The sequence below is a fragment of the Micromonospora sp. NPDC049374 genome (genome assembly GCF_040677165.1).
Classification (GTDB): Bacteria; Actinomycetota; Actinomycetes; order Mycobacteriales; family Micromonosporaceae; genus Micromonospora.
On sequence record NZ_JBFAQH010000021.1, the window covers coordinates 1 to 21,259 of the forward strand.

The window sequence follows — 21,259 nt, forward strand, 5'->3', positions numbered from 1 at the left end:
GATCACCCGAAGCCTCAAACGCTACATAGCCCGCCAAATCTGGCGCACCCTCGAAGCCACCGCTTGACAAAAACCGTCACAGATCTTGCACTTTTCGTCGGGACGAATGCCGCCAGAGCGGGCATACCGGCGACCACGAGTGCAAGATCGGCGAGGTTTGACGAGCCGCTGTCGGGGTGCCGGGTGGCGGGGTCCGTGGCAGGCTGTCCGGCGTGAAAATCTACGCTGATCGTTTCCCGACCGCGCTGCGACAGCTGCTCACCGACCTGCTCGTCATCGCCTGGGTGTACGCGACGATCCGAGGCGCACTGTGGCTGCACGACCTGGTGCAGAAGCTGGCCGTACCCGGGCAGAAGCTGGAGGGCGCGGGCGGCGGACTTGCCGACAACCTCGCCGAGGCCGGCGGCAAGGTCGGCCGGGTGCCGTTGGTCGGCGACGAGCTGACCGCACCCTTCGAGCGGGCGGCCGGTGCCGCCCGCTCGCTGGCCGAGGCCGGCCGCGACCAGCAGGAGTTGGTCGACCAGTTGGCGCTGGCACTGGCCGTGGGGCTGCTGATCGTGCCGCTCGGACTGGTGGTGTTCGGCTGGTTGCCGCTGCGGGTGCGCTGGATGCGCCGGGCCGGCTCGGCGGCGACGCTGGCCGCCGCGCCCGCCGGCCGGGATCTGCTGGCCCTGCGCGCCCTGGCCGGCCAGCCGCTGCGCAAGCTCACCCGGATCGCCCCCGACGTCGCCGAGGCCTGGCGCCGTGGCGACGACGCGACGGTCAACGCCCTGGCCGCCCTCGAACTCCGCCGCCTAGGCCTCCGCGACCCCCACCACCCGTAACCCACCCTGCCCCCGCCCCAGGGCCGCCGTCCCACCCCGCCAGCCCAGGCCGCTGATCATGAAGTTGTTGTCGTCGATATCGGCGTGGCGCGACAACAACCTCATGATCAACGCGGGCGGACGCGGGCGGACGCGGGCGGACGCGGGTTACGGGGTGGGGGGTGGGGGGAGGTGGCGGCGGGCGGTGGAGGGGGCGGTGGAGGGGCCGGGCGTCCAGGGGGCCACCCAGGGCAGGTCGGTGGATGGGGTGATCACGCCGTTCTCCAGGGCGGCGTAGCGGCCGGCGAGGATGCGCTTGGCGGCCGTCACGTCGATCGAGTCGGTGTTCTCCCACAGGGCGGTGAACAGGGCGTCTACCCGGACCCGGGCCTGCCGGCAGAACAGGTCGGCAAGTTCGACGTTCTCCGGTCGGCTGTCGCGCTCGGCGTGGGCGCGTACGCAGACCGCGCTCATCGCGAACAACTCCGCGCCGATGTCCACCACCCGGCCGAGGAACGCCTGCTTGCGCTCCATCTTTCCCTGCCAGCGGGACATCGCGTAGAAGGTGGACCGGGCCAGCTTCCGACTGGCGCGTTCCACCTGACGCAGGTGCCCGGCGAGCGGACCGAACTCGCTGTACCCGGTGGGCTGCTGCCCCTTGCCGACCGCGAGGGTCGGCAGCCATCGCGCGTAGAACGCGCCCGCCCGGGCACCGGCCTTCGCCTTGCGGGCGAGCCCGGCGTCGGGGTCGATGATGTCACCCGCCACCGAAAGGTGCGCGTCCACCGCCTCGCGGGCGATGAGCAGGTGCATGATCTCCGTGGAGCCCTCGAAGATCCGGTTGATCCGCAGGTCGCGGAGCATCTGCTCGACCGCGGCCGGACGTTCGCCCCGGGCGGTGAGCGACTCGGCCGTCTCGTACCCCCGGCCACCGCGGATCTGGACCAGCTCGTCGGCGATCCGCCACGCCATCTCGCTGGCGTACAGCTTGACCAGCGCCGCCTCGATCCGGATGTCGTTGCGGTCGTCGTCGGCGAGCAGGCAGCAGAGGTCGAGCATGGTCTCCATGCCGTACGTGGTCGCGGCGATGAAGGAGAGCTTCTGGGCGACCGCCTCGTGCTCACCCACCGGCCGGCCCCACTGGACCCGCTCCGCCGACCATTCCCGGGCCACGTTCAACGCCCACTTGCCGGCGCCGACGCACATCGCCGGCAGCGACAACCGGCCCGTGGTCAGCGTACTCAGGGCGATCCGCAGCCCCTTGCCCTCGCCACCGATGACGTTCTCCTTCGGCACGAAGACGTCGTGGAAGCGGGTGAGGCTGTTCTCCAGTCCACGCAGGCCGAGGAAGGCGTTGCGCCGCTCGACCGTGATGCCCTCGGCGTCGCCGTCGACCACGAAGGCGGTGATGCCGCCACGACGCCCTTCGGTCTTCGGCACCCGGGCCATCACCACGAGTTGGGACGCCACGGTGCCGTTTGTGGCCCACAGCTTGACGCCGTTGATCCGGTAGCCGGTGCCGTCGGGCGTCGGGTCGGCGGTGGTCGCCAGGCGGGCCGGGTCGGAGCCCACGTCCGGTTCGGTGAGCAGGAACGCGGAGACTTCCCCGGCGGCCAGCCGGGGCAGGAAGCGACGCCGCTGCTCCTCGCTGCCGAACATCTTCAACGGTTGCGGCACGCCGATCGACTGGTGTGCCGACAGGAGCGCGCCGATCGCCGGGCTGACCGAGCCGGCGAGCATCAACGCGCGGCAGTAGTGCAGGTTGCTCAGGCCCAGCCCGCCGTACTCCCGACCGATCTTCATCCCGAACGCACCCAGCCGGGCCAGCCCCTGGAACACCTCGTCGGGGATCCGCGCGTCACGTTCGATCGCCGCGCCGTCCACCTCGGCGGCGACGTAGTCGCGGAGCCGACCGAGGAACTCCTCGGCGCGGGCCTGGTCCTCCGGATCCGGTCGCGGCCACGGATCGATCAGGTCGAGCCGCAGCCGCCCCAGGAAGAGTTCCTTGCCGAAGCTGGGCCGGTCCCAGGTGGTCTGGCGGGCCGCCTCGGCGACCTGACGCGCCTCCTTCTCGGACACCTGACCTGTGGCGTCCGGAGTGGACGCACGGGTCTCGGTCTCCGGCGACGGGTCGGCGTCACGGCTGTCGGTAGCTGACGGACGTTGGTTCTCGGCGATGGCCACGGCAAACCCCCCGGGGGCTCGATCCGGACAGTCGGACTGTTCCGCCTGTTCAGCAGGCTACCCGCGTTTGTTACCCAAAGGTAGCCACGGATATCCGCAGCAGCGGCCGGCTCAGTCCTGGTTCAGGCCGCTCGGGTCCTCGTCGTCGTCGATGTCGTCCTCACCCCAGTTGCGGCGGGCGAACGGCAGGAACATCCAGAGGGTCAGGAACCACAGGCCGGCGATGCCACTGAGCAGGAAGGCGACCGGTCGGGCGAGTACGAAATCGGTGATCAGCAGCACCGAACTCACCATCGCGATCAGCATGAAGCCGAGGCCGCCGCTGGCCATCCGGTGGGCGAAGCGCACCAGTTCCGGCTTGCGTCCCTGCCGGAACAGCGCCCGGTGAAACGCCACCGGCGAAATGATCATCGCGGTGGCGCCGGCCGCGGCCAGCAGCGCGACGATGTAGACGTCCCGCTGGAACGGTGTGGTCTCGCCGAATCCGGCGCTGAACGGCAGAGTCAGCAGGAAGGCGAAGAGGATCTGCACGCCGGTCTGCGCGACCCGCAATTCCTGTAGCAGATCGGCGAAGTTGCGCTGCCACCGCTGCTTCTCGGTTTCCTTTGACACTGCGGACCTCCGGGGCTCCGCCGGCCCTGGCTGCCGGCGGTCACGCTGATGCCCCACCGGGTTCGAACCGAAACCCGTTCAGGATCACCCCTGCCCGCTCTCCGCCCGCTCAAACCGTCGGGCGGACCCGGGCCAGGATCGCCTCGGCCAGCGGCGTCGGCGCCTCGTCCGGGATCCAGTGGGTGATCCCGGCCAGTTCGACGAATCGGAAATCCCCGGTCACGTGCGCGGCGCACGCCTGCGCGGCGACCCGCCCGATGGCGACGTCACCGTCACTCCAGACGAACGTGGTGGGCACCGGCACCGGGCCGGTCGCCGCCAGATCCGCCTTCGACATCGCCCGGTACCAGTTCAACGCGGCGGTCAGCGCACCCGCCTCACGCATCGGATCGGCGTACGCGGCCACCCGGGCGGCGTCACCGACGCCACGCAGCAGCCGACGCAGCCCGGCCGCACCGAGCGCCAGCAGCGTCTTCTCGGCCACCCCCGGCTGCCGGAACAGCAGCATGTACGCGGAGCGCGCCTTCTGCTGCGGGTCGTTCGTCAACGCGTACGCCATGGCCGCCGGATGCGGCACGGAGACCGCGGTCAGGGTCCGTACCCGGTCCGGGTGGGTGGCGGCCAGCGCCCACCCGACGACCGCACCCCAGTCGTGCCCGACCACATGGGCGGCGGGCACCCCGAGGGCGTCCAGCACCGCAGCCGCGTCGGCGACCAGTTCACCCAGCCGGTACGCCTCGACCTCGGCCGGCCGGGCCTGCGGCGAGTAGCCCCGCTGGTTCAGCGCGTAGCTGCGCAGACCCGCGGCGTGCAGGGCCGGCAGTACCCCGTCCCACTCACCCGAGTGCTGCGGGAAACCGTGCAGGAGCAGCACCGGTTCGCCCTGCTCCGGACCGCCGGTGGCGACGTCGAACCGCAGACCCCGGGCCTCGATACGCATTCCGGCAGCCTACCGACAACCCGACACCGGCTCGCAAAGGTGATACCAGGCCGGAGATCAACGGGACGGCTCGGCCAGCCGCTCCATCCGGTTCCAACCGGTCCAGCCACGCTCACGTAACAGCTCCTTCAGCCGTTGTATCCGGGGGTCGGACTCCTCGGCGAGCGCGTCCACCAGGTCGTGCGGCAGCTCGTCGTAAGCCTCGTTGCTGACGTTCAGCTCGCCCGCGGCGTACGCCTGCTCGGCCAGGCAGGCCATGATGTCGGCGGCTTCCACCAGGCGTGGATCGTCGTCGGCGTCGCTGTCGAAGACCTCGGACAGTACCCGGTAGAGCCGGACGACCCGCGGGTCGTCGAGCTGCGCGAGTTTGCCGGGCATGAGCTCGCGGACGCTGTCGGGCCAGCGAGCGGCGACCAGGATCCATCCGTCCCGTTCACCCGCCACCACCCGCTCGGAGGCACCGATCTCCCGAAGCCGGTCGAGGTAGGCGGTCACCTCCGGGGGGGAGCATCAGGCCGTCCCCGGCCGCGAGTTGCGCGATCTGCCGACGGCTGGTCTGAAGCCGTTGGATCTCATCCCGGAGGTGGCTGTCGATCATATGAATCGCCTCCGTGAAGGTCACCGCGTCGGCTTCGAGTAACTGATCGATCCGGGACAGCGGCACCCCGGCGTTGGCCAGAGTGCGGATCTTGATCAGCGACACGGCCGCTGTCGCGCCGTACCGCCGGTAACCCGAGGCATCACGCTCCGGCTCGGGCAGCAGCCCAATCTGGTGATAGTGCCGCACCGTCCGCACCGTGACACCGGCGTACGTCGCCAGTTGACCGATCGTCAGCATGCTCCGATCCTGCCCTCACCACACCCGGTCCGGTCGGCGCCGACTCATGCGATCCTCCGCCGGTAGTAGATGGTGGCGGTGAGGTAGGCGACGATGAGGATGCCGACGCACCAGGCGAGTGCGGTCCAGATGTCGGAGCCGACGGGCCGCTGGGTGAACAGGTCCCGGATCGCGTTGACGATGGCTGTCACCGGTTGGTGCTCGGCGAAGGCCCGCACCGGACCGGGCATGGTGTCCGTGGGCACGAAGGCCGAGCTGACGAACGGCAGGAAGATGAGCGGGTAGGAGAACGCGCCCGCGCCGTCCACCGACTTCGCGGCGAGGCCCGGGATCACGGCAAGCCAGGTCAGCGCGAGGGTGAGCAGGGCCAGCATGCCTGCCACCGCGAGCCAACCAAGCACATCCGCCCCCGAGCGGAAGCCCATGAGCAGGGCGACGCCGACGACGACCACGAGTGAGATCAGGTTGGCGACCAGCGAGGTCAGGACGTGCGCCCACAACACCGAGGTTCGTGCGATCGGCATGGACTGGAACCGCGCGAAGATGCCGCCCTGCATGTCCTGGAAGAGCCGGAACGCGGTGTAGGAGATACCCGAGGCGATCGTGATGATCAGGATGCCCGGCAGCAGGTAATTCACGTACGAGTCGGACCCGGTCTCGATCGCACCGCCGAAGACGTAGACGAACATCAGCAGTAGGGCGATCGGCATGATCGCGGTCGTGATGATGGTGTCCGGGCTGCGGGAGATGTGGCGCAGGGATCTTCCCAGGAGCACTGCGGTGTCGCCGAGGAAATGCTTGTTCATGGCTGTTCCTTGTCCGTGTCGGCACCGACGAGGGTGAGGAAGATGTCTTCGAGACTCGGCTGCTTCTCGACGTACTCGACCTCGGCGGGTGGCAGGATCCGCCGCAGCTCGTCGAGGGTGCCGTTCACGATGATCCGGCCTTCGTGGAGGATCGCGATCCGATCCGCGAGGTGTTCCGCCTCGTCGAGGTACTGGGTGGTGAGCAGCACCGTCGTGCCGCCTTCAGCGAGCGCCTTGACGGCCTGCCACACCTCGATCCGGGCCTCCGGGTCCAGCCCGGTCGTCGGCTCGTCGAGGAAGACGACCGGCGGGTTCCCGATGAGACTCATCGCGATGTCCAGCCGACGGCGCATGCCACCGGAGTACGTCGCCACCCGCCGCCCGCCCGCCTCGGTCAACGCGAAGCGCTTCAGCAGGTCGTCCGCGATCGCGTCGGGTGCCTTGAGGTGACGGAGTCGGGCGACCAGGATGAGGTTCTCTCGCCCGGTGAGGATCTCGTCGACGGCCGCGAACTGCCCGGTGAGGCTGATGGACTCGCGTACGTCGGCCGGCTGGGCCGCGACGTCGAAGCCGTTGACGTGGGCGGTGCCCGCGTCGGCCTTCAGCAGCGTGGAAAGGATCTTCACCACCGTGGTCTTGCCCGCCCCGTTCGAGCCGAGCAGGGCGAAGATGCTTCCCGGCGCCACATCGAGATCCACGCCGCGCAGCACATGCAGTTTCTTGTACGACTTTTCCAGGCCCCGGACACGAACCGCAGGCCCCTGAAGTTGACTGGTTGTCGCAGGGACGTTCATGCCGGTCAGCATGGAGGGTTGACGCAGCGTCAGGGTCAAGGCCGCAGCCCGATAATGACCGACGGGAATGGGCCTAGTCGTACGGGCGCTTGGGGACGGGCACCTGTCGCCAGGACTCGACCTCGAGGTAGGGGATCTCGGCGTCGTTGACCGGATCCCGACCGAGCCGGTCGCTGTAGCGGCCGGTCACCTCCACCCAACTGTCGTCGGGCAGCCCGGCCGGTACGTCGCCGGTCAACCCGAGCTTGACCGGGCGGCCGTCGGCGGCGCAGCAGGACAGCACCATCCGGGCCAGGATCGGCTGGCCGTCTGCGCCGGTGGCGATGAAGCCGGTGAGCTGCACCCGCCGATCGCCGATCGACGCGCCCCGGTCGAACAGTGCCCGGGAGGCGTAGTCCAGGACGCTGACCTGCACCGGGTTGCCCTCGGGCAGCGGCGGGTAGTCCGACTGCTGCTGGCTGCTCAGCGCGGTGCCGGCCTGGCCTGCCGCGTACGAGCCGAGGGCCGGTGGGGCGACCAGCAACAGGCCGAGCACGGGCAGGATCAGCAGCCAACCGACCCGCGGCTCGTGGTGGGCGTGCCCGTGCCCGTCGTGACCGTCACCGGACCCATCGGCTGGTACGCCAGCGCCGTCGCCCGGGAGGGGCCGCGAACCGGTATCGGACCACGCCGGGACGGCAGCGCTGCCACCGACCGAGACGGCATCGTCCCCACCGACCGGTGCGGCACCGTCGGCTCCGGCGGGTGCGCCGCCGGGAGCGCCGGCCGGGGCCAGTGCGCGGGAGGCCGGCGGCCGCAACTCGTACCAGAGCGTCATGATCGCGGCGGCGATCAGCAGCAGCCCGGCGGCGATCAGGAAGGGGCGCAGGCCCTCCTTGACGTAGCGCAGGTAGAGATCGGTGGCGCTGGCCCGGAGCACCGCGCCGCCGAGCAGCAGCAGGATCACCGCCTGCGCCTGCCGGTTCACAGCAGCACCGCCCCGGCGCCGACGGCGACCAGCACGGCCACCACGAAGGTGGTCGGCGCGAACCGGAAGGCGAACCGGCGGCCGAACACACCGGCCTGCATCGAGATCAGCTTGAGATCGACCATCGGCCCCACCACCAGGAAGACCAGTCGGGACGTGAGAGAGAACTGGGACAGCGAGGCCGCCACGAAGGCGTCGGCCTCCGAGCAGAGCGAGAGCAGCACGGCGAGCAGCGCCAGTGCCAGGATCGACAGCCACGCGTTGTCGGCGAGGGTCTGCAACCACCGTTCCGGCACCAGCACGTTGATGCTGGCGGCGGCCATCGCGCCGAGCACCAGGAACCCGCCGGCGTGGGTCACGTCGTGGCGGACCGCGGCCCAGAAGGCCCGGCCCCGGGAAGCGTCGTCCAACTCCGGGCGGCGCGGCATCCTGATCCACTCGGTGCGCCCGAGCCGCAGCCAGAGCCACCCCATGATCATGGCGACGATCAGGCTGGCGACGCCCCGGGCGAGGACCATCTCGGGATTGTTCGGGAAGGCGACCGCGGTGGCGGTGAGCACGATCGGGTTGACCGCCGGGGCGGCGAGCAGAAACGCCAGCGCGGCGGCCGGTGTGACGCCCCGCCGGATCAGTGACCCGGCGATCGGCACCGAGCCGCACTCGCAGCCCGGTAGTACCACGCCGGCCGCGCTGGCCGCCGGCACCGCCAACGCCGGGTGCCGGGGCAACGCCTTCGCCCAGAAGGATCGGGGTACGAAGACCGCGATCACCGCGGAGAGCAGCACTCCGAAGACCAGGAACGGCACCGCCTGCACCATGATCGAGACGAAGACGGTGGTCCAGGTCTGGATGCGGGGATCGTCCAGGGTGGCGGCGATCGGCTCCCGAAAGATGATCAGGATGATCAGCAGCGCCGCCAGGACCTCCACCGATCCGATCCGGTCGCCGAGCCAGCGCCGGGGCGGCTCGCCACCCCCCGGCTCGGGAGGGCGCGTCCCGGTGTCCACGCCCCCACCTGAGGGCCGGCCCTCAGGGTCGCCGGCTGGCACGGCCCGGTCAGTGTCTGTGGTCACCCGTCACCCTTCGGCCGTGGCGGATCGGCGGACTGAGATTACCGTCCGGCGCGGATGACGTCGATGGATGTCACAGATTTGGCCGGACCGTCGCCCCGCCGAGACGGCCGGCTCGCATATCCCAGCGCCACCAGTCCACGCTTCCCGTGCCACCGGATCGCGGGAGGCAGGCACCCGTCGTGACCTGGGGAGATCACATTGCCCGTGGATCTTCCGTGGTGTTAGCGTCGGCGGGACAGACAACACCTCCGACAGGGGAGCGCACAGCGCTGAGAGTGCGGGTCCGCCCGCAGACCCTCCGTACCTGATCTGGGTAATGCCAGCGCAGGGAGTTCGGTCCACCTCCAGCCCGCCACCGTTCGGCGCCGCCGGGCGGGGCGTGCGTCTTGCCTGGTTCGTATCTGGACTGGGAGCAATCATCATGAAGACCACCGACAGCAACCGCTGGCGCACCATCGACATCGTGGTGGCGTCGGTCATCGCCGTCGCCTTCGGCGTCATCTTCTGGGCGTGGGGCGTGGTGTGGAGCGTCACCGAGGGCGCCTTCAGCTTCTTCCCGCCGGCACAGACGCTCATCTACGGTGTCTGGCTGGTGCCGGCCGTCCTCGGCGGCCTGGTCATCCGCAAGCCCGGCGCTTCGCTGTACTGCGAACTGCTGGCGGCGATCATCTCGGCCCTGCTGGGCAGCCAGTGGGGCACCATCGTCCTGTTGCAGGGTTTGATGCAGGGTCTCGGCGCCGAGTTGGCCTTCGCCGCCTTCCGATACCGCTCGTACCGGCTGCCGGCCGCCCTGCTGGCCGGCGCGCTGACCGGCCTGAGCGCGGCGATCTTCGACTTCGTCTACTGGAACGCCGAACGCGACATCGCCACCTACCGCGTGCCCTACGCCCTGCTCACCATCGTCAGCGCCACCGCAATCGCCGGCGCTGGCGCGTACGCCCTCACCCGCGCCCTGACCCGCACCGGCGTGCTCGACCGCTTCCCCGCCGCCCGCGAACGCCCCCTCGTCTGACCCCCACCCATCGCGTTGATCATGAGGTTAGCGGCATTTTCGATCTCCAAATCAACCGTCAACTTCATGATCAACGAGAAGGAAGGATGGACGGACGGAGGGAGGGGGGAGGGAGGGGCGGGATGGTTAGCGGGGTGCGGGTGCGGGGGTTCGGGTGGCGGCATGCCGGGCGGCGTGGCTGGGCGGTGCGTGGGGTTGAGCTGCGGGTGGAACGTGGTGAGAAGGTGCTGCTGTTGGGGGCGTCCGGTGCCGGGAAGAGCACGTTGTTGGCGGCGCTGGCCGGGCTGCTGCCCGAGGACTCCGGGGAGCACGAGGGCAGCATCGAGATCGACGGCCGACCGGCCGGCGAGGCCCGGGAGCGGGTCGGCATCGTCTTCCAGGACCCGCAGTCCCAACTCGTGATGGCTCGCAGCGGCGACGACGTGGCGTTCGGGCTGGAGAGCCGGGGCGTGCCGGCCCGACAGATCTGGCCGCGGGTGGACGAGGCACTGCACCGGGTCGGCTTCCCGTACCACCGGGACCGGCCCACCGCGGCGCTCTCCGGCGGCGAACAACAGCGCCTCGCCCTGGCCGGCGTGCTGGCGCTGCGTCCCGGCCTGCTGCTGCTTGACGAACCCACCGCCAACCTCGACCCGGCGGGTGCCGCCCTGATCCGCACGGCGCTCGCCCGGGCGGTGGACGCCGACACCACCCTGATCCTGGTCGAACACCGGGTCGCCGAGGCGCTGCCCCTGGTCGACCGGGTGGTGGTGCTCGAACCCGGCGGCGGCGTCCGCGCCGACGGCCCGCCGGACGCGGTCTTCGCCACACACGGCGACGCCCTCGCCGCAGAGGGGGTCTGGGTGCCCGGCCGGGAGATCCCGCCACGCCGGGCCGCCGGCCCGGCCGGCGAGGTGCTGCTCACCGCCGAGCGGCTCGGCCAACCACCCCGGCTGGCCGCCACCGACCTGACCGTACGCGCCGGTGAGGCGGTCGCCGTGCTCGGACCGAACGGCGCCGGAAAATCCACTCTGGCGCTGCTGCTCGGCGGGCTCCTCCGGCCGGGCACCGGGAAGCTGGTGGCGAGCCCGGAACTGGCCGGAGCGGACTCGCGGACCGCGCCGCACCGCTGGCGGGCACCGGCGCTGACCCGCCGGATCGGCTCGGTGTTCCAGAATCCCGAGCACCAGTTCGTCACCGGTACGGTCTTCGACGAACTGGCCTTGGGTCCGAGGCGGACCGGCACGTCCGAATCGGCGGTCCACGACCGCGTGACGGAACTGTTGAGTCGGCTGCGGCTGGATCGGCTCGCCGCCGCCAACCCGTACACCCTCTCCGGGGGCGAGGCGCGGCGGCTGAGTGTGGCGACCGCCCTGGCCACCGCGCCCCGCCTGCTGATCTGCGACGAACCCACATTCGGCCAGGACCGGCGTACCTGGCGGGAACTGGTGGACCTCCTCGCCGACCTGCGCGACGCCGGTCACGGCCTGGTCACGGTCACCCACGACGCCGAGTTCGTGGCCGCGTTGGCCGACCGCACGCTGGCCCTCGCTCCACCCGGCGCGGGACCGGAGCCGCGATGATCACCCTGGAGCCGATCGCCCGGCCGGGTGCGCCGCTGGCCCGGCGCAATCCGGTGGCCAAGCTGGCGGCGGCGATGCTGTTCGCGTTTCCGCTGATGGCCACGCTGGATCCGGTCACCCCGGCCATCGCGATCGCCGTGGAGTTGGCAGTGCTGCCACTGTTCGGGGTGCACCCCGGGCTGCTGGCCCGACGGGCCTGGCCACTGCTGGCCGCCGCCGGCGGCATCCTGGTCACGCTTGTGCTCTTCGCCGCCGACCGATCGGGTCGGGTGCTGCTCGACGCGGGGCCGGTCGTGGTGACCTCGGGCGTGTTGACCACTGCACTCGGTCTGGTGCTGCGGCTGTTCGCGGTGGCGCTGCCCGGCGTGATCGTCTTCGCCACCACCGACCCGACGGACCTGGCCGACGCGTTGGTGCAGAACGCCAAGGCACCCGCCCGGTTCGCGATCGGCGCGTTGGCGGCGTTCCGGTTGGTGCCGCTGCTCGGCCAGGAGTGGCAGATGATCGCCATGGCACGCCGGGCGCGCGGCGTCGAGGCGGGACGCAACCCGGTGGCCCGGCTGCGGCTGTTCGTCTCGACGGCGTTCACGCTGCTGGTCGGGGCGATCCGGCGGGGCACCCGGCTCGCCGTGGCGATGGACGCCCGAGGCTTCGACAGCGGCGTGCCGCGCACCTTCGCCCGCCGACAGCGTTTCGGCACGGCCGACTGGCTGCTCGTCGTCGGCGCGACGGCGACGGCCGGAGCCGCGCTGGCCGTCAGCGTGGCGCTCGGCACCTTCCGTCCCCTGATCGGCTGACACCGCCGCCACCCGCCGATCCTGCGTCGAAGCGGCACCGGGTGAGCGGCGGACCCGATCGACACCACACATGGTCGGGATCGCATGTTCGCATGTTCGCCGCGAAGGTGACACGCCACGTTCCCCCGCTGCGACCAGATTGGCCTGCGACGACTCCTCGATCAAACTGGAGCAGCAGATGGGCCACGGCCACGCGCACCAGCACGACCACGACGCCGCCAGCGGTACCGACGTACCCCCGGCGCTCGACCTGTCCATCCCCGACGGTGACCTGCCGCCGGCCGACCTGAACCGGCGCGGCTTCCTGCGCAACGCCGGCCTGCTCGGTGCCGGCGCGGCCACCACCGTGCTGGCCGCCGGCACCCCGGCGGCGGCCGGTGGCCATGACCACGGTCACGGTCACGGGCCCGGCGGGGACCACGGCAAGACTGGCGGGTTCCACTGGCTCGCGGGCGACCACCACATCCACACCCAGTACAGCTCCGACGCCATGTACCGGGTGATCGACCAGGCCCGGCACGCGCGGGCGTACGGCCTGGACTGGATGGTCGTCACCGACCACGGCAGCGCGACGCACGCGAAGATCGGCGTGGAGAAGGTCAACCCGGACATCGTCGCCGCCCGCTCCCGGCTCAAGGATCTGCTGATCTACCAGGGCCTGGAGTGGAACATCCCGGCGGCCGAGCACGCCACCGTCTTCGTTCACCCCGGACGCAACGAGGTCGCCGTACTCAAGGAGTTCGAGAACTCCTTCGACGGCAGCGTCCGCAACGCCGGCGACAACACCCCGGTGAACGAGGCGCTGGCCATCGCCGGCATCAAGTTCCTCGGCGAGGCGGTCCGCAAGCGCCGCGTCGAGGGTGCGCTCTTCCTGGCCAACCACCCGGCCCGGCGGGGCATCGACTCCCCGCACGAGATCCGGGCGTGGCGCGACGCCGACCCGAGCGTCGCCATCGGGATGGAGGGCGCACCGGGCCACCAGGCCGCCGGCCTGCCCCGGGACAGCGGCGGCCGGGCCCGCGGCTACTACGACAACAACCCGTCGGCCAACTCGTTCCCCGGTTACCCCCTGGAGAGCTACCGCACCTGGGGTGGGTTCGACTGGATGACGTCGACGGTCGGCGGACTCTGGGACAGCCTGCTCGCCGAGGGCCGGGCCTGGTGGATCAGCGCCAACTCCGACTCGCACGTCAACTACCTGGACACCTCCCAGCGTGGCCCGGGCAGCGACTTCAACCTCAACGGCAGGTACAACGACCCGGTCCACGGACCGGTGATCACCGAAGCCGGCGACTACTGGCCGGGGCAGTACAGCCGCACCCATGTCGGGGCGAGCAGCTTCAACTACCGGGCGGTCATGGACGGTCTGCGCGCCGGCCGGGTCTGGGTCGACCACGGCGGTCTGATCAAGGGGCTGGACGTCCGCGCCCGCGTCGCCGGTGACCGGCGGGCCAACTCCGGCACGCCACTCGGCGGCGTGCTGCGGGTCCGCCGGGGCACCTCCGTCGAGGTGACCATCGACGTCGACCTGGCCGACATCCCGAACTGGTCGCAGTTCGTGCCGGTGCTCGCCCGCGTCGACGTGATCGCCGGCCGGGTGACCGGCCCGGTCGCCGACCAGGACAGCTTCACCGCCCCGAACACCCGGGTGGTGAAGTCCTTCGAGGTCACCAGGAAGACCGGCCGGGTCTCGTTCAGCTACTCCTTCGGCCGGGTGGATCAGCCGTTCTACCTGCGCATCCGGGGTACCGACGGCAAGCGCAGCCAGCCCGGTCTGATGGGCGCGGGGATCGACCCCTTCGGTCCCGCGTTGGACATCTCCGGTGCCGCCAACCCGTGGGAGGACCTGTGGTTCTACGCGAACCCGATCTGGGTCCTGCCGAAGTGATCGTCGGCCTCAGCCTGGGGCACCGAACCCTGCGTGAGGCCGACCACTGGCTCACCGATCAGGCGAGGGTGCTCGGGCCGGACCTGGTCGCCTGCACCCACCTGGTCGCCGGGCCGTACCCGCATGTGGCGCTCAGTGTGGCCGGCACGGCCGCGGAGCGGCTCGCGGAGCTGGCGGTCACCCCACCCGAGCTGCGGGCCGCAGCGGCCCGGGCAGCCGGCGAACACGCCGCCCGCCGCTCCGGTCGCGCGGTGCGGTACCCGGGGGCCGACCGGATGGTCGGCACCCTCACCGTCGACGAGTTGCTCGCCGCCGGGGCGATCGAGCGGGTGGTGGCGCTGGGTGGGGCGCCGGTAACCCCGGACACGCCGGTGCACACCAGGGACTTCGTCCGGCCACAGTGGCAGGACGGCGAGCTGGTCCTGGTCACCATGCCGCACCACGCGGGCGGCCTGGCCCCGTTCGAGGTGCCCGACCCGACGCCCTGCTGCGCCGACCACTGACCCCGCGGTGATACTCCGACCGTGGCGCCCGGCACCGGCGCGACGCGGGAGGGCAGCGGGCCGGGTGCGCGTACCGACGCACACCCGGCCCTCGCCCGACCCCTCAGCTACGCCGGAAGGCGTAGCGGCGGACCTGTCCGGTCCGCTGGCCGCGTCCGACGCCGGAGGTGCCGGTGGCCGGCGGACCCGCCTTAGGTGCGGCCGGCCGCCCGGCCGGCAGGGTCGGCACCGGCGCGATCGCGACGTCGTCCAGATTCGCCGGTGTGACGGCGGCGAGTTCCGCCGAATGACGGTCGGGACGGGATTTCCGGGTACTGCGCTGGGCGGGCATCTGTGCCTCCTCGCTCGGCCGGCAACCCGCGAACGGTCGGCCGACCACATCGTGAGGACCGCCACCGGGGCGGTCGGAACGGATCGGACTGCTGCCCGGGACCGGCCACGGAGGACGCCACCGCCGACGGCGGGTGGACACACGCGGACGCCCGGGAGCACACGGGTCGCGGCACGACGGCGGCGAGACCCGGCTCGGAAAAGGGGCGTCAGTAGCGCATGCCCGCACGTTACCGGCCGGGCGAGGCGGCCGCATCCGAATTAACGCCACCGGTCCGCGCAGGGATCGTGGTGCGCTACGCGACCACCTGATGACCAGCGGTGGGGGGACGGCGCACGCCGACCCGATGCCGCGATACCGTCGCAGCACTACAGGTAGACGGCGGAAGGTGGCGACGAGGATGGCGGATCGGGCTACGGCGCAGATCGGTGTGACGGGGCTGGCGGTGATGGGTCGCAACCTGGCCCGGAACCTGGCCCGCAACGGGTTCACCGTGGCGTTGCACAACCGCTCGCCGGAGCGGACCCGGTCGCTCGTGGCGGAGCACGGCGACGAGGGCACCTTCGTCCCGACGGAGTCCCTGGCGGACTTCGTCGCCGCGCTGGAGCGCCCCCGCGCGGTGATCATCATGGTCAAGGCGGGCGGCCCCACCGACGCGGTGATCGACGAGTTGGTGCCGCTGCTGGAGGCGGGCGACATCATCATCGACTGCGGCAACGCGCACTTCGCCGACACCCGCCGGCGGGAGGAGGCGCTGCGGGCCCAGGGCCTGCACTTCGTCGGCACCGGCGTCTCCGGTGGCGAGGAGGGCGCGCTGTGGGGGCCGAGCATCATGCCGGGCGGCTCGGCCGAGTCGTACCGCAAGCTCGGACCGATCTTCGAGAAGATCGCCGCGCAGGTCGAGGGCGAGCCCTGCTGCCAGCACGTCGGGCCGGACGGTGCCGGGCACTTCGTCAAGATGGTCCACAACGGCATCGAGTACGCCGACATGCAGCTCATCGCCGAGGCGTACGACCTGCTGCGGGCCGGGCTGGGCGCGGAGCCGGCGGAGATCGCGCAGATCTTCCGGGAGTGGAACTCCGGCGAGCTGGAGTCCTTCCTGATCGAGATCACCGCCGATGTGCTGGCGCACACCGACGCCGCCACCGGGCGGGCGTTCGTGGACGTGGTGCAGGACCGGGCCGAGCAGAAGGGCACCGGCCGGTGGACCGTCCAGATCGCCCTTGACCTGGGCATCCCGATCACCGGCATCGCCGAGGCGACCTTCGCCCGGTCGCTGTCCGGGCACGTGGGCCAGCGCGAGGCCGCGGTGCAGGCCTTCCCCGAGGCCGGCGAGAAGTGGCAGGTCAGTGACCGCGAGGCGTTCATCGAGGACGTACGCCGGGCACTCCTGGCCTCGAAGATCGTCGCGTACGCCCAGGGCTTCGACCAGATCCGGGCCGGCAGCGCCGAGTACGACTGGGGCATCGACCTGGGCGGCACGGCGACGATCTGGCGCGGCGGCTGCATCATCCGGGCCCGGTTCCTCGACCGCATCAAGCAGGCGTACGACGAGCAGCCGGAGCTGCCCACCCTGCTGGTGGCACCGTGGTTCGCGGACACCGTGCGCGACGGCGTGCCGAGCTGGCGACGGGTGGTGGCGGAGGCGGCCCGGGCGGGCGTTCCGGCTCCCGCGTTCGCCTCGTCGCTGGCGTACTTCGACGCGCTGCGGGCGGACCGACTGCCGGCCGCACTGATCCAGGGGCTGCGCGACAACTTCGGCGCGCACACCTACCGCCGCGTCGACCGGGACGGCTCGTTCCACACCCTCTGGGCCACCCCCGACCGCGCCGAGGTCGAGGCCTGACCCGCAGGTCGAGGCCAACACCCCTGATACGCGGCATCTCGCGGTATCCCTCAACAGGAATACCGCGAGATGCGGTATTGCTGGGCTACCGGCGCGTCAGAAGAAGCGGCGGCGCTTGGCCTGCCGGGGGCGGATGAGGTCCGCGCCCTTGTTGAGCAGTCGAGTGGCCCGGTTGGGGCCACGACGGGCCTCCAGCGTGTGGCTCAGCTTCCGGGCTCCGGCGGCGGCGACCGGTACCGCGATGGCCATCACCGCCCACTGCCCGATGCGCTTGCGGATCATATGGGTTCACCTCCGTCAGTGGCTGCTGCCGGCGGTGATACCCAGTGTGGCCGCCGGGTATGCGTTCGGGTGGCCGCGACCACCACCGCTCAGCTGGCCGGGACCGTGGCTGCTGAGGTCGTCGGGGCCACCGGATTGGGCAGCGCGCCGCCGAACCGCCGGTCGCGCTGGGCGTACAACTCGCAGGCGTACCACAGGTGCCGGCGGTCGAAGTCCGGCCAGAGCGTGTCCAGGAAGATCAACTCAGCGTACGCGCTCTGCCAGAGCAGGAAGTTCGAGGTCCGCTGCTCGCCGGAGGGCCGCAGGAACAGGTCCACCTCGGGCACCTCAGGGTGGTAGAGGTACCGCTGGACCGTCTTCTCGGTGACCTTGGCCGGATCGAGCCGGCCGGCGGCCACGTCCCGGGCGATCGCGGCGGCCGCGTCGGCGATCTCCGCCTGCCCTCCGTAGTTCACGCAGAACTGCAGGGTCAGCGTCGAGTTGCCGCGGGACATCTCCTCGGCGGTCTGCAACTCGCTGATGACGCTCTTCCACAGCCGCCCGGCCCGACCGGACCACACCACCCGCACCCCGAGGTCGACCAGCTGGTCCCGGCGGCGGCGGATGACGTCCCGGTTGAAGCCCATCAGGAACCGCACCTCGTCCGGTGAGCGTCGCCAGTTCTCCGTCGAGAAGGCGTACGCCGACAGGTACGGAATGCCCAGCTCGATGGCGCCCTCGATGGTGTCGAAGAGGGAGAACTCCCCCGCCTCGTGGCCCTTGGTGCGCGGCAGACCGCGCTCCTTGGCCCACCGGCCGTTGCCGTCCATCACCACGGCGACGTGGCGGGGCACCGCCCCCGGTGGCAGCGCCGGCGGTCGGGCTCCCGACGGATGCGGTGTCGGCGGCACCGGCTCGCGCCGCCCGGCCCTGGACGATCGGATCACTCGGTTCTCTCCCTACTCGCGTCCGGTGACGCCCGGTCGGGCGGCAACGCTGCGCCGGCCGGGGCCACGGTGCCGGCCTCGCCGGTCGGCCGTCGCGCGCCGGGTGCCGACGGCACCCCACCCCGGTCGACCAGCGGCAGCGAGCGTAGCGCGCGTTCCAGGTGCCACTGCAGGTGCGCCGCGACCAGGCCGCTGCATTCCCGGCGTACCCCGTTCTCGGTGGCGTCGGCGACCCGCCAGTCACCGACGGTCAGCGCCGACATCAGGTCGATGGTGGCCGGGGCCGGGTGGGCGGCGCCCGGTGGGCGGCAGTCCGGGCAGACCGCGCCCCCGGCCGGCACCGAGAACGCCCGGTGCCGGCCGGGGGTGCCGCAGACCGCGCAGGCGGTCAACGCCGGCGCCCAGCCCGCCAACGCCATCCCGCGCAGCAGGTACGCGTCGAGCACCAGCGTGGGGGCATGGCCGCCGTCGGCGAGGGCGCGCAGCGCGCCCAGGGTGAGCTGGAACAGCCGCAACGACGGTTCCCGCTCGACCGGGGTGAGTCGCTCGGCGGTCTCGGCGATCGCGCTGGCGGCGGTGTAGCGGGGATAGTCACCGAGGAACCGCTTGCCGTACAGGTCGATCCCCTCGACCTGGCTGACGGTGTGCAGCGAACTGCCCTGCTCCCCCTTGGGGTCGCCGGCCAGTTGCACATCGACGTGGCCGAAGGGCTCCAGCCGGGCACCGAACTTCGAGGTGGTCCGGCGCACCCCTCGGGCGACCGCGCGGAGCCGGCCGTGCCGCCGGGTGAGCAGGGTGATGATCCGGTCGGACTCGCCGAGTTTCTGCACACGCAGCACCACCGCGTCGTCGCGGTAGAGCTGTCGGCGGTACCCGGCCATCGCGCCATTCTCCCCTCCGGCCGAAAATCAGGTCCGACCCCGGGTCGGAATTCAGGGTCCGCTCGGGGTCGCCGTGCCGGCGAACCCGGATGCGTGCCCGGTCACGCCGGTCGTAGCGTGCTCGGCATGGCTTCGCACCGGACCAGCACCGTCTCCCGGCCCACCGTCGCAGATCGGCACACCGCCCTGCGCCGAACCATCGCCCGTCGAGGGAGCACTGCGCGCCGGACCGGCATGGCGATCGCCGCGACCGCCGCCCTCATCGTCCTGGTCGGGTGCGACAACCTGTCGTCCCGGCGGCTGGACTTCGACACCACCGAGTCCGCCCGGATCACCGCGATCCAGGTGCTGCCCGGTGCCGGCGACGTGGTGGTCCGGGCGGACGGCGGGGCGGACGAGGTACGCGTCAAGCGCGTGGTGCGCTACCAGGGTGGCCAGCCGGACGCGACCTACGAGATCAAGGGCGCGGAGCTGGTGCTGGACACCTCCTGCGGCCCCCGGTGCAGCGTCTCCTACGAGGTGACGGTCGGCCAGGGGGTGAGCGTACGGGGCGAGACCGGCTCCGGGAACGTCAACCTCAGCCGCGTCGGCCAGGTGGATCTCAAGGTCGGCTCCGGTGACGTGCGGGTGGCCGCGGCGACCGACGAGGTGCGGGTGGAGACCGGCTCGGGCGACATCGAGGTGCACGACGTGACGGCGTCCGTCGTCATGCGGGCCTCCTCCGGAGACGCGACCGGAAGCCGCCTCGGCGGCAGGGTGGACGCGGAGACCAAGTCCGGCAACATCACCCTCGAACTGGACAAACCCGCCTCCGCACGGGCGCACGCGTCGAGCGGCAACGTCGACCTGACCGTGCCGGAGGGCGCGTACCAGGTCCGGTCGAAGGTCGGCTCCGGCCAGATCGAACTGGGTGTGGCGCACGATCCGTCCGCAACATCAGTGCTGGACCTGCGTACCGGCAGCGGCGACATCACCGTCACCTCGCGATGACGTCCCCACCCCGGCCACGCTGTTCCGGCACCAGCGTCGCCCGACGCTCAGCCGGCCCGTCGCTCGGGTCGTCGTCGCCGGTGCGGGACTCCGCGTGCCGGCGGACGGGGCGCGACGTCGGGCGACGGCCACCGGGAATCAGCTCGGGCGGACGCTGCGCCGCGACATCCTCGACCCAACCCACCACCGCGGTCACCAGGCCCACCAGCAGGAAGACCAGGGCCACCCGGATCGCCAGGCCCAGCAGATCCTGATGCGACCAGCCGACCACGTCGACAAGCGGGGTCAGCGCCACCACGAACGCCATGTGCCACAGATAGATCGTCAACGCCCGCCGGTTCAGCACGGTGACCACCCGGCCGAACACCGCGTTGCGATCCAACCAGGCCGCGGTCGCCGGTGCCCGACCCAGTGCCACCAGGATGAACGCGGCCGACCAGAGCGCGTTGCCGAGCGGAATGTCGTTGAGGTCGTAACCACGCGGACCCTGGTGAGTCAGGATCCAGGCCCCGCCCACCGCCGCGAGCGCGACCGCGGTCGGCACCAGAATCCAGACACTCAGGCGGCGCAGCATTCCGCTCTGGTGGGCGAAACCCAACAGCCAGGCCCCGAAGTAGAGCCCGAAATGGCGCAGCACGACCGGCGGATTCTGGTAGATGCCCAACTCGATTACCAGCAGCAGGCAGTACGGAGCGAGCAGGGTGGGCACCGGGAAACGGCGGAACAGCCACAGCGCGGCCGGTGAGGCGAGAACGAACCACAGATAGTCACGCAGGTACCAGATCGGGCTCAGCGCCAGCGCACCCCAGTAGTTCGCCGGTGGGTCGGCCACCGGAAATAGCCAGAGCAGCACCGCCGGGGTGAACGGCAGCCCGGTGAGCAGCATCGCCGGCACGAAGATCGCAGCGACCACCCACAACGACGGCAACAGCCGCCGCAGTCGCCGGCCGACCGCCATCGGCCCGGACCGCGACAGGGACGCGGCCATCAGCGAACCGGCGAGCGCGAACATCACCGACATCGCCGGGAACATCAGCGTAAGCGATCCCCAGCCGGTGACGTGGTAGACGACGACCCGCACGATGGCCAGGGCGCGCAGCAGGTCCAGGTATCTGTTTCGCATCAGCCTGCATCTGTGTCGGGGGCGCGGAGGCTCTTGCTTCCCTACCCTCCGTTGCCTGCCGACGAACCGACCAGAGACCCACTGCGTTAGTGAAACTTCCC

Annotated in this window: 20 protein-coding genes, 1 pseudogene and 1 riboswitch; of the genes and pseudogenes, 8 read left to right on the forward strand and 13 right to left on the reverse strand. The window is 71.3% G+C overall.

All coding sequences use genetic code 11. The features are described 5' to 3' along the window. The first annotated feature begins 212 nt into the window (after positions 1-212). Positions 213-824, forward strand: a complete 612-nt coding sequence (locus tag AB0J93_RS26705; RefSeq protein ID WP_282237174.1) for a hypothetical protein — start codon at positions 213-215, stop codon at positions 822-824. 147 nt (positions 825-971) lie between these two features. On the opposite strand, the gene AB0J93_RS26710 is transcribed toward AB0J93_RS26705, so the two are convergent. From AB0J93_RS26710 to AB0J93_RS26745, 8 genes and pseudogenes are all read right to left on the reverse strand, one after another. Continuing rightward, positions 972-2,882 carry an acyl-CoA dehydrogenase family protein gene (locus tag AB0J93_RS26710; RefSeq protein WP_363925145.1) on the reverse strand — a complete coding sequence of 637 codons (1,911 nt, stop codon included), beginning with the start codon at positions 2,880-2,882 and terminating at the stop codon, positions 972-974. Between the two features lie 216 nt (positions 2,883-3,098). Further along, positions 3,099-3,599 carry a DUF6328 family protein gene (locus tag AB0J93_RS26715; RefSeq protein ID WP_363925076.1) on the reverse strand — a complete coding sequence of 167 codons (501 nt, stop codon included), beginning with the start codon at positions 3,597-3,599 and terminating at the stop codon, positions 3,099-3,101. Between the two features lie 109 nt (positions 3,600-3,708). Next, positions 3,709-4,539, reverse strand: a complete 831-nt coding sequence (locus tag AB0J93_RS26720) for an alpha/beta hydrolase (protein WP_363925077.1) — start codon at positions 4,537-4,539, stop codon at positions 3,709-3,711. 57 nt (positions 4,540-4,596) lie between these two features. Further along, positions 4,597-5,377: pseudogene (locus AB0J93_RS26725) on the reverse strand (MerR family DNA-binding transcriptional regulator). A 44-nt stretch (positions 5,378-5,421) separates the two neighbouring features. Continuing rightward, positions 5,422-6,183: an ABC transporter permease gene (locus AB0J93_RS26730; RefSeq protein WP_363925078.1), complete on the reverse strand. Its 762-nt coding sequence runs from the start codon at positions 6,181-6,183 to the stop codon at positions 5,422-5,424. Continuing rightward, positions 6,180-6,977 carry an ABC transporter ATP-binding protein gene (locus tag AB0J93_RS26735; RefSeq protein ID WP_363925079.1) on the reverse strand — a complete coding sequence of 266 codons (798 nt, stop codon included), beginning with the start codon at positions 6,975-6,977 and terminating at the stop codon, positions 6,180-6,182. The genes AB0J93_RS26730 and AB0J93_RS26735 overlap by 4 nt, the downstream gene beginning before the upstream one ends. Before the next feature lie 73 nt (positions 6,978-7,050). Then, a complete protein-coding gene (locus AB0J93_RS26740) occupies positions 7,051-7,944 on the reverse strand; it encodes a TIGR03943 family protein (protein WP_363925080.1) in 894 nt (297 codons plus the stop codon). Beyond that, a complete protein-coding gene (locus tag AB0J93_RS26745) occupies positions 7,941-8,882 on the reverse strand; it encodes a permease (protein WP_363925146.1) in 942 nt (313 codons plus the stop codon). Before AB0J93_RS26745 ends, AB0J93_RS26740 begins: the two co-directional genes overlap by 4 nt. A gap of 378 nt (positions 8,883-9,260) precedes the next feature. After that, positions 9,261-9,366: riboswitch (TPP riboswitch) on the forward strand. A gap of 72 nt (positions 9,367-9,438) precedes the next feature. On the opposite strand from AB0J93_RS26745, the gene AB0J93_RS26750 reads away from it, so the two are divergent. The 5 genes from AB0J93_RS26750 (at position 9,439) to AB0J93_RS26770 (ending at position 14,779) form a co-directional block, all read left to right on the forward strand. Continuing rightward, entirely contained in the window at positions 9,439-10,029 is a 591-nt protein-coding gene (locus AB0J93_RS26750; protein ID WP_363925081.1) for an ECF transporter S component, read from the forward strand. A gap of 122 nt (positions 10,030-10,151) precedes the next feature. Then, a complete protein-coding gene (locus AB0J93_RS26755) occupies positions 10,152-11,591 on the forward strand; it encodes an ABC transporter ATP-binding protein (RefSeq protein ID WP_363925082.1) in 1,440 nt (479 codons plus the stop codon). Continuing rightward, positions 11,588-12,388, forward strand: coding sequence for an energy-coupling factor transporter transmembrane component T (locus AB0J93_RS26760; protein WP_363925083.1), 801 nt, complete (start codon positions 11,588-11,590; stop codon positions 12,386-12,388). The genes AB0J93_RS26755 and AB0J93_RS26760 overlap by 4 nt, the downstream gene beginning before the upstream one ends. 178 nt (positions 12,389-12,566) lie before the next feature. Next, positions 12,567-14,276 (forward strand): PHP domain-containing protein, encoded by a 1,710-nt coding sequence (locus AB0J93_RS26765; RefSeq protein WP_363925084.1) that lies wholly within the window; start codon positions 12,567-12,569, stop codon positions 14,274-14,276. Beyond that, entirely contained in the window at positions 14,237-14,779 is a 543-nt protein-coding gene (locus tag AB0J93_RS26770; protein WP_363925085.1) for a hypothetical protein, read from the forward strand. Before AB0J93_RS26765 ends, AB0J93_RS26770 begins: the two co-directional genes overlap by 40 nt. A gap of 103 nt (positions 14,780-14,882) precedes the next feature. Here the strand turns inward: AB0J93_RS26770 and AB0J93_RS26775 are convergent, their stop codons facing one another. Next, positions 14,883-15,110, reverse strand: coding sequence for a hypothetical protein (locus tag AB0J93_RS26775; protein WP_363925086.1), 228 nt, complete (start codon positions 15,108-15,110; stop codon positions 14,883-14,885). 400 nt (positions 15,111-15,510) lie between these two features. Here AB0J93_RS26775 and gndA point away from each other — a divergent pair, with 400 nt between their 5' ends. Further along, positions 15,511-16,956, forward strand: coding sequence for an NADP-dependent phosphogluconate dehydrogenase (gene gndA / locus AB0J93_RS26780; protein ID WP_363925087.1), 1,446 nt, complete (start codon positions 15,511-15,513; stop codon positions 16,954-16,956). Between the two features lie 96 nt (positions 16,957-17,052). On the opposite strand, the gene AB0J93_RS26785 is transcribed toward gndA, so the two are convergent. The 3 genes from AB0J93_RS26785 to recO all read right to left on the reverse strand — a co-directional run bounded on the left by AB0J93_RS26785 (position 17,053) and on the right by recO (position 19,045). Then, positions 17,053-17,238, reverse strand: coding sequence for a hypothetical protein (locus AB0J93_RS26785; protein ID WP_210936411.1), 186 nt, complete (start codon positions 17,236-17,238; stop codon positions 17,053-17,055). 89 nt (positions 17,239-17,327) lie between these two features. Beyond that, positions 17,328-18,128, reverse strand: a complete 801-nt coding sequence (locus tag AB0J93_RS26790; RefSeq protein WP_363925147.1) for an isoprenyl transferase — start codon at positions 18,126-18,128, stop codon at positions 17,328-17,330. Positions 18,129-18,160: 32 nt separating this feature from the next. After that, the gene (gene recO / locus AB0J93_RS26795; RefSeq protein WP_363925088.1) at positions 18,161-19,045 is read right to left on the reverse strand and encodes a DNA repair protein RecO; all 885 of its coding nucleotides are present in this window, start codon (positions 19,043-19,045) and stop codon (positions 18,161-18,163) included. A 126-nt stretch (positions 19,046-19,171) separates the two neighbouring features. Between recO and AB0J93_RS26800 the strand changes: the two genes are divergently transcribed. Further along, a complete protein-coding gene (locus AB0J93_RS26800; protein ID WP_363925089.1) occupies positions 19,172-20,035 on the forward strand; it encodes a DUF4097 family beta strand repeat-containing protein in 864 nt (287 codons plus the stop codon). On the opposite strand, the gene AB0J93_RS26805 is transcribed toward AB0J93_RS26800, so the two are convergent. Further along, positions 20,022-21,158 carry an acyltransferase gene (locus AB0J93_RS26805; RefSeq protein WP_363925090.1) on the reverse strand — a complete coding sequence of 379 codons (1,137 nt, stop codon included), beginning with the start codon at positions 21,156-21,158 and terminating at the stop codon, positions 20,022-20,024. The two genes, AB0J93_RS26800 and AB0J93_RS26805, sit on opposite strands and share 14 nt — an antisense overlap. Between the last annotated feature and the right edge of the window lie 101 nt (positions 21,159-21,259).